This window comes from Protofrankia symbiont of Coriaria myrtifolia, from assembly GCF_900634755.1.
Lineage (GTDB): Bacteria > Actinomycetota > Actinomycetes > Frankiales > Frankiaceae > Protofrankia > Protofrankia coriariae.
In genome coordinates this window covers 1-7,944 of record NZ_CAAAFS010000042.1, presented here as the reverse complement: position 1 = coordinate 7,944, position 7,944 = coordinate 1, and the positions used below count along the sequence as shown (strand labels likewise).

Here is a 7,944-nt window from a genome sequence, read left to right as displayed (position 1 = left end):
GCCAGGTCCCGGCCCCGGCCCTGACCTCCCACCGCCCGGCCCCGGCATCCTTCCGCCGGACTCGCGGCCCAGCGGTCGGCACCGGCCGGGACGGCGGTAACCACAGGAACCACCAAGGAACACGATCAACAACAGGAGCACGACGATGTCAATGCAGCGCGGCAGCACCAAGCACGGCCCCGCCAAAGACGACAACCTCGCCCAGGAAGTGGACGGGATCGTGCGGGCGCGGCGGGACACGCGCACCGAGGAATGGCGCTCCGCGGAACCTCCCGGCGAGGATCAGCCCCAGGTTGCGGTGATCCCGGAACGGCCGGCGAGCGAGGCTGCCGCCAACACGGACCCCACCGCGGCGGTCGAGGCGCGCTCCGAACTCGCCCGGTGGTTCGACCGCCACGACTTCCCCGCTCGAGCCGCTCAGCTCACCTACGTGCTGCGTGGCCGTAACGCGCCGGAACAGCTTGTCGAAAGGCTCGCCGCCCGCCCCAAGCGGGAGCAGTACGACTCGTTCGGCCATCTGTGGCGGGCCCTGCACGGCGGCGAGGACGTCGAGACCGTGCGCTTCTGATCCCAGCGCTTCTCAGCAGGACGAGGACGGGCCCCGGCCACCGGACCGGGAAATCCGAACGGGCCAGCTCCCGCATGGGCCTCGGCTGCCGGACCGGGACTCTCAGGCGGGCTCCGGTCCGGCAGTCGAGCAGGGGCGTCGGATGGAGCCCGGATGAGCCCGGCCTACCGCGCCGAACGACCCCGCACGCCCCCGACGGTCCCTCAGCGGACGATCGAGCCGGCCGGCGCATGACCGGACAACCGGGACAGGTAACGATGGCACGCGACCGCGCGCTCGGCGTCCTGTTCCAGGACGGTCCGGAAGAAATCGGCTATCTCCGGCTGCCCCTCCTCATTCGCGTCACGGATGTACTGTTCGTATTCACGGCCCCCTTTGAGGGCGTGATACTGCACCGAGATAAGATCGTGGACGACGTCACTGAATCCTGTTCCGCCGGTCGCCATCGTCGGCCCTCTTTCCGTGTCGGTCGTATCTTCCCTGAAATGTTTCCCTGGTATCAGCCGCCGGCACCGGACCCCACGACCAGTGGCACCGGTGGATGCGGTGGGTACCGGTGACGTCGACCGGCGCCGGGCCGCCACAGCGCGGTGCGGCCGACCCTGTCTTCTTCGACAGCCGTCGGGGAGGCCAAACGTGGGCCGGCGCCGAATCATGGTCGCGAACAGAAACCAGACGGGAACAGGGCGTGTGGTGCACCGGCAGGCGACCCCGGCCCGGACACGCCCCGGAAGTGACCCCCGACCCAGCGGAAAACACCCGATATATGAAACAGTGGTTATATCGGACATAGCGGCCGCGATCCGCGCACCACGTCCAGGAACAGGAATTCGATACTGTCCCTGGAGAAGGCGAACCACATCGGAAACGCGGATCTCGGGAAGGGTGGCCGTGGCAGCGCTGTGCGGAGTCGAACTTGAGCATCCGCTGATGAACGCCGCGGGCACGTGCAAGAGCCTTGACGAGGTGAGCGCGCTCGCTCGCAGCGCGGTGTCCGCGGTCGTCGTCGGCTCCATCACGCTGCGGGCGCGCACCGGAAACGGGGGCAACGTCTACTATCCGGGGGATTTCTTCTCACTCAACGCGCTCGGCCTGCCCAATCCGGGGCTTGCGTACTACCGCGAACACCTGCCAGCGATGATCTCGATGGCGCATGCCGCCGGTAAGCCACTCGTCGTGAGTATCGCCGGATTCAGCGAGGCCGAGTACGCCATCGCCGCCCATGACGTGGCACTCGCCGGCGCCGACATCATCGAACTCAACCTGGCCTGCCCGAACGTCTGGGACGACGGCAGGCAGAAACGCATCGCGTGTTTCGACAACGACCGGACCGAGGCCATCTGCGCCCAGGTGGGCCAGGCGCTCGCCGCGGCCGCGTCCACCGCCACCGGTGGCGGCGAAGATCGCCAGCCGCCGCCCTTCGGCATAAAGATCTCCCCGTTCTCGGACCCGGCCGGGTTGGCCGCGCTGGCGGACCTGGTGGCGAGACTGTCCGGCACACCGCGGGGCCCGCGGTTCGTCTGCGCGGTCAACACCTTCCCGAACGCCTTTGCCCTGGACGAGGCGAACCGGCCGGTGATCGACGTCGAACTGGCCGGGCTCGCGGGTGCCGCGCTGCGGCCCGTGGCACTCGGCCAGGTACGCCAGCTGCGACGGCTGCTGCCGGAGACGGTAGAGCTGATCGGCGTGGGCGGGGTGTCCCGCGGCCGTGACATCGCCGACTTCCTGCGCGCCGGGGCAACGACGGTGCAGGCCGCCACCGCCTTCTGGAACCGCAACGGCGATGCCGGAGTCTTCGGCGACATCCTCACCGACTACGTCGATCTTTTCTAGACGCTCCGTTCCAGCTAGACGATCTTCTCGCGGCCGTGTCCGGTGGATTGATGGCCGGCGCGGGCGGTGAGCCCCGGGCGGATCCCGCTCCCGATCGCCCGCGATGCAAGAATCCGGTGAGACGTGTGAATCCGATGGAACCGCGTTGGAGAACAACGACGGTGACACCGGTACGGGCCGCGCCGACACGGGAGCGGGAACAACGACGTGACAGGGATTCCGGACGAACGGGCCGGCGGCGGCCGGGCCCTGTGGCTGATGTTCGCGGTGCTTTTTCTGGTGGCGGCCTTCCTGGGTGCGTGGGGCCTGACCCAGCTCGACCAGCCCGACTCGCGGTGCCCCCCGCCGGACACCCGGGCCTGCCGCTACCCGGCAGCCGACATCGCCTACTTCGACGCGCAGCTCTTTCTGCTGGCTTCCGAACCGCTACAGGACGGCGGCCCTTTCCCACTGCCGCTGGAGGTCGCCCGGTTCCTGGCACCGTTCGCCACCGCATACGGCGTGACGGCGTCGGTGTGGAACATCCTCGTCGACCGGCGTCACCGGCGCGCGGCGCGGCGGGCCCAGGAGCACGCTGTCGTCGTCGGCGACGACCCGTTCGCCCTGACCATCACCACCGCGCTGCGCGCCGCCGGCACCACGGTGATCCGCGTCACCGGCGACGCCGACCAGCATGCCCAGGGTCTCGTCGTGGTCGGTGACGCCTGGAAACCGGCGACGCTGCGCGCCGCCGGTGTGCCCAGGGCCACGACCGTGTACGCGTGCCTCGCGGACAACGCCGCCAACGCGGCCGTGGTGGCGGCCGTGGCCGCGCTCACCGGCGAGGAAGGCGACCATCCCGAACCACTCGCCTGCTATGCGCGTATCAGCGACGGTGAGCTCGCGCTCGCGCTGAAGGCACGCCGGCTCGGGCTCTCCGCGGGATCGGGTTTCCGGCTGGATTTCTTCACCCCGGAGGAAATCGCCGCCCGCAAGCTCGCCACCCACATTCTCGAGCCCCATCTCGGTACCGGCGACCCGCTGCCCTCGGTGGCGGTCGTCGGGCTCGGCCCGTTCGGGCGCGCACTGATCGTCGCGCTGGCCCGGCTGTGGCGGGTCCGCAGCGGTGCCCCTCCGTTACCGCTGGTGCTGGTGGACACGCACGCGTCAGCGCAGCTCGCCGAACTGCGCACGCGCTACCCACCGGTCGCGGCGCACTGTGCCCCCCGTGTCAGGGACGAGCCCGCGACGACCGTCGATCTCGGGACCGTCCTGCCCGAGCCCCCGTCAGCGGGCGCGTCGGGCGACGCGGGCACGCTCGGCATCCGGCACCTGGTGCTGTGCGACCAGAACGAGGACACCGTCCTGCCCCGAGCGTTGAACACCACCCGCAACACCGTGGACGTCGGCCAGATCGTTACTGTGTGTACAGGGCAGCGGACGGCCCTCGGCGACCTGCTCAACCCCCGGCTGCTCGACTCCGCGCCGGGCGAGGTACGGATCTTCGCGATCACCGACGAGGCGGCGGAGCCCGACGAGCTGCGCAACGACACGTTGACGGTCCTGGCCCGCGCCATCCACGAGCAGTATCTCATCGACGAGCAGGCAAAAGGACGCACCATCGGCAGCGCCGAGCCCATGGATCTCTGGGACGACCTCCGCGACGACCTGCGGGCGGCGAACTACCGGCAGGCCGAGGACATCGGCGTGAAACTGGGAAAGATCAGCGCGGTCGTCGTCCCGATGACCGACCCGCCGACGGACTTCTCCTTCACCCCGGCCGAGATCGATCTGCTCGCCCGGCACGAGCACGAACGCTGGTGCGCGGAACGGCGCGGTCAGGGCTGGACGTTCGCCCCGGTCCGCGACGACAGCCGCCGACGGCACAACCTGCTGGTCGACTGGCTGGATCTCCCGGACGACCAGCGCGCCAAGGCCATCGCGACCGTCCGCCACCTGCCAGCGCTCCTGGCCGACCACGGCCTACAGATCCTGCGCCTGGGTTGAGAGACCGGCGGGGACGGTGGGGAATTGACCGGCGCGGCGGGGCGAGGGAACGTTGATGTATGTCAAATGTGGGTGAGCCGCTGCGGATCGTCGAGGACGAACCGATCTCCTGGCCGGAGCAGGAACCGTTGACACTGCCCGAACCGACTGAACCGGCCGAGACCGAGCCGGTGCCGGCCGGCAGGTGAGCGTCATCGGCTGGCGCCAGTGGGCGGTGGACGGCGCGGGCCGGCTGCGCCCGGCGTGGACGCCGTGGTCGCCGTTCCCGACCGACCTGCTGCTGTGGTATCCCGACGGCCTGACCAGGGCGCTCTGCCTGCGCGGCGTACGGGACGACTTCGGCGGCCAGCCCTCCTCGGCGTCTTTGGCGGCGTCTTTGACGCCGCATCCGCGGATGCCGGGCGAGGCCTGTGCCTGCGGGTTGTACGGCTGGCTGTCGGCGCGGGAGCTCGCCGCCGCGGCCACCCCGAGGTGGACGTCCCGGCCGATCGTCGTCGGCGCGGCCCGCCTCGGCGGCCGTCTTGTCGTCAGCGAACGCGGGTACCGGGCCCAGCTTGGCTATCCGGTGGCCGTTGTCGACCCCGACGGTGTGGTGTCCTCCGCTTACTCGGTGGCCCGTTACCGTACCTGGGACGCGCTCGTCACCGAATGGGACCAATCGGCCGACTGGGATCAGCCGGTGAAATAGGAATTACGAGCAGCAACGAACGCCCGGTCGGTGACCGGGCCCCAGACACCGTCCACGCCCACTTCGAGGATGGACTGGATCGTCCGCACCGTCGCGACGTACGCGGCCTGCGACCGGGGGCCCCAGGCGCCGTCGACGGTCGCGCCGACCGCGGCCTGCTCGGCGCGGGTGTGCTGGTTGGCCCGGACCGCGGCCAGCGCCGCGTCGGTGGCCGGCCCCCAGACACCGTCCGCGGCCACATGCACCGCGTGTTGCAGGGCCACCACCTTGGGCTGCGTGGGCGACGCCGAGCCGCCGACGATCTGCGCTGCCCGCACGACGATCTGCTGACGCTGACCGGCTCGGATGGCCCCCGGGCAGCCCGGATGATTACCCCAGGCAAGATTGCCTGCGCCATGAGTGATCAGCCCGGACTGGCCGGGGGTATCCGTCACTGCCAGTGCCCAACCGAAGGCGTGCACCCCGTCGGCGTAGGCGACGGCCACGCTCTCGATCTGCTCGGGGGTCAGCGCCTCGGTGTCGAAGCCCTCGGTTTCGATCGAGTTGTAGGTGCCGTTCCCCGCGAGCTGCGCCCACGCCCGGACATCCGAGGGCACGTACTGCTCACGCTGCCCGGCCTTGCCCGCCCATAAGTTCGACGACACCTGAGATCGCGGATCGTTGAACCAGTTGAACTGGGAACCGTTACCCTGTGCGACGTGCAGAACGAGGCCGATCGGACGGATCGTGTCACCGGCGGTGTTGCGGACCGGCCGATACTGGAAGCCCTGAACGATGTGCGCCACGGTCGCATCTTAAACCGACAGGCCGGAGTGCTATCAACCAGGTTCCCCATTCGCGGCCGCCGAACCCATGCCGCAGCCCCTTCCAGTTACTCAATACGCGATACCGTCAATTCATGCACGTGTCCGTTACCGCTGGTACGGCTCTCCCCCATGATGTCGAGGCAACGCTTGTCCGGCAGGGGCTGCGCCCGTACCGCTGGTCCGCCGGGCCGGGCGAGATCTTTGACGAGCACACCCACGCCCAGCACAAGGTGCTGTTCTGCGTCAACGGAAAGATCATTTTTCGGGTGGGTGGAACCGACTGGCCGATGCGCCCAGGCGACCGGCTCGACCTGCCCGCGAACACCCGCCACGAAGCCATCGCGGGACCCGCCGGCGCCACCTGCGTGGAGGCGTTCCTGCCAGCCACCGGGCCGCAGCCTGGCGACGTCTCCGTTTGAGAGCCCAGCCAGCCGTAACCCCGTCCGCGTTCCGACGAATCCGTCCCGGCAATCTTCTGACTACGTTAGATTGGTGCGCCAGGTGCACCGATTGAGGAGGATGCCGGATGAGCGACGCACTCCACGCCGAGCCAGGCCCCGTCGATCCGCCCAGAACCGATCTTTCCCGGCTCACGACGCTCGACGACTCGGCTCTGAGACACGCCCTGCGGCGCGTCCTACGCGAAACCACGGACCCACACACCGCCATCGCGGGCTTCAACAGCTTCAGCTCGGACCCCACCAGAAGGCACAGCAACAGAGGTCCGCTGCCGCACCTGTAATGGCTGGACACGGCCACCAGGATCGTCCCGGAGAGTGGTCCGGAAACATTCTGGACGTGTCAGCGCTTCGGAATACCGACTGGCAGCCTGTACCTTTCAGGCAGTTTGTTCTTAAAGTACACAGCCGTTGCAACCTTACCTGCGACTACTGCTACGTCTACCAGATGGCGGATCAGACCTGGCACTCCCAGCCGGTCACCATGTCCCGGTCGACGGCTGCCAGCGCCATCGACCGCATCGCCGAACATGCCAGCAGCCACCATCTCCCGCTGATACACGTCATCCTGCACGGTGGTGAGCCGTTGCTCGCCGGCAGGGAGTTCATCTCCTACCTGGCAACCACGTTGCGCGAGGCCCTTCCAGTCAGCACAGTCGTCGAATTCGGCGTACAGACCAACGCCGTCCTGCTGAACGAGGACCTCCTCCAAGTATTCCTCGAACACCAGATAGGTGTTGGCGTCAGCCTGGACGGCACCCGAGAGGCACACGACCGTCACCGCCGTCACCCGAACGGCAGAGGAAGCCACCGGGAGGTCGCCCGCGCGCTGCGACTGTTGGGTACCGAACCCTATCGCGAGCTGTTCACGGGACTGCTGTGCACCATCGACCTCGACACGGATCCGCTTGTCGCCTACGAGGAGCTTCTCGAGTTCAACCCACCGATGATTGACTTCCTGCTGCCACACGGCAACTGGACCGACCCACCGCCTCAGCGGGCCGGCGACAGCCAGTCGACCCCGTATTCCGACTGGCTTGTCCCGTTGTTCGACCGATGGTATTCGGCGGCCAGCCAGGAAACCAACATCCGCCTGTTCGGCGAAATCCTGGCTCTCGTGCTGGGTGGCGCCAGCCACAGCGAGGCAATCGGCCTCACCGCCGCTACTCTGCTCGTCATCGAGACCGACGGAGCCATCGAGCAGGTCGACACCCTGAAATCCACCTACCCGGACGCCGCGGCAACCGGGCTGCACATAACCGACCACTCCTTCGACGCCGCGTTGGCGCACCCGGCCATCGTGGCCCGGCAGATCGGCCTTGCCGCGCTCGCCGACACCTGCCAGGGCTGCACCGTCCGGGACGTCTGCGGCGGTGGTTACTATCCCCATCGCTATCGCGCGGGAGCAGGCTTCCGCAACCCGTCCGTCTACTGCCCGGACCTGCTGGCCCTGATCCGACACATCCGCACCCGGGTCCACGGCGACCTTCAGCGGTTACAACAGCAGATCCGCTGACGGCTCTCGCGGCTCGGTCGTATCCCGCGGACGGGTGGGCGCGGCAGAGAGCGGTAGCACGATGCGGCAGACGGCGGGGCGCGGGGTGG

The 7,944-nt window shown here is 68.7% G+C and carries 10 protein-coding genes; 8 read left to right on the top strand and 2 right to left on the bottom strand.

Translation table 11 applies throughout. From position 1 onward, the window contains the following. Positions 1 to 145: 145 nt before the first annotated feature. Positions 146 to 568, top strand: coding sequence for a DUF2795 domain-containing protein (locus tag CM1CMNOD_RS02195; protein WP_013872051.1), 423 nt, complete (start codon positions 146 to 148; stop codon positions 566 to 568). 203 nt (positions 569 to 771) lie between these two features. On the opposite strand, the gene CM1CMNOD_RS02190 is transcribed toward CM1CMNOD_RS02195, so the two are convergent. Next, positions 772 to 1,014, bottom strand: coding sequence for an acyl carrier protein (locus CM1CMNOD_RS02190; RefSeq protein WP_013872050.1), 243 nt, complete (start codon positions 1,012 to 1,014; stop codon positions 772 to 774). Positions 1,015 to 1,459: 445 nt separating this feature from the next. On the opposite strand from CM1CMNOD_RS02190, the gene CM1CMNOD_RS02185 reads away from it, so the two are divergent. From CM1CMNOD_RS02185 to CM1CMNOD_RS02175, 4 genes are all read left to right on the top strand, one after another. Then, on the top strand, positions 1,460 to 2,401 hold the full coding sequence (locus CM1CMNOD_RS02185; RefSeq protein ID WP_043604566.1) for a dihydroorotate oxidase: 942 nt from the start codon (positions 1,460 to 1,462) through the stop codon (positions 2,399 to 2,401). Positions 2,402 to 2,608: 207 nt separating this feature from the next. Beyond that, positions 2,609 to 4,387: a RyR domain-containing protein gene (locus CM1CMNOD_RS02180; RefSeq protein ID WP_013872048.1), complete on the top strand. Its 1,779-nt coding sequence runs from the start codon at positions 2,609 to 2,611 to the stop codon at positions 4,385 to 4,387. Positions 4,388 to 4,446: 59 nt separating this feature from the next. Beyond that, positions 4,447 to 4,575, top strand: a complete 129-nt coding sequence (locus CM1CMNOD_RS23505; protein ID WP_013872047.1) for a hypothetical protein — start codon at positions 4,447 to 4,449, stop codon at positions 4,573 to 4,575. Continuing rightward, a complete protein-coding gene (locus CM1CMNOD_RS02175) occupies positions 4,572 to 5,075 on the top strand; it encodes a hypothetical protein (RefSeq protein WP_013872046.1) in 504 nt (167 codons plus the stop codon). The genes CM1CMNOD_RS23505 and CM1CMNOD_RS02175 overlap by 4 nt, the downstream gene beginning before the upstream one ends. Here CM1CMNOD_RS02175 and CM1CMNOD_RS02170 read toward each other — a convergent pair. After that, the gene (locus tag CM1CMNOD_RS02170) at positions 5,060 to 5,860 is read right to left on the bottom strand and encodes a peptidoglycan recognition protein family protein (protein WP_013872045.1); all 801 of its coding nucleotides are present in this window, start codon (positions 5,858 to 5,860) and stop codon (positions 5,060 to 5,062) included. The genes CM1CMNOD_RS02175 and CM1CMNOD_RS02170 overlap by 16 nt on opposite strands. A gap of 113 nt (positions 5,861 to 5,973) precedes the next feature. On the opposite strand from CM1CMNOD_RS02170, the gene CM1CMNOD_RS02165 reads away from it, so the two are divergent. The 3 genes from CM1CMNOD_RS02165 to CM1CMNOD_RS02155 all read left to right on the top strand — a co-directional run bounded on the left by CM1CMNOD_RS02165 (position 5,974) and on the right by CM1CMNOD_RS02155 (position 7,855). Next, on the top strand, positions 5,974 to 6,300 hold the full coding sequence (locus tag CM1CMNOD_RS02165) for a cupin domain-containing protein (protein WP_013872044.1): 327 nt from the start codon (positions 5,974 to 5,976) through the stop codon (positions 6,298 to 6,300). 107 nt (positions 6,301 to 6,407) lie between these two features. Continuing rightward, positions 6,408 to 6,623, top strand: a complete 216-nt coding sequence (gene fxsA / locus CM1CMNOD_RS02160; protein WP_013872043.1) for an FxSxx-COOH cyclophane-containing RiPP peptide — start codon at positions 6,408 to 6,410, stop codon at positions 6,621 to 6,623. Next, entirely contained in the window at positions 6,623 to 7,855 is a 1,233-nt protein-coding gene (locus CM1CMNOD_RS02155) for an FxsB family cyclophane-forming radical SAM/SPASM peptide maturase (protein ID WP_013872042.1), read from the top strand. Before fxsA ends, CM1CMNOD_RS02155 begins: the two co-directional genes overlap by 1 nt. Positions 7,856 to 7,944 lie beyond the last annotated feature (89 nt).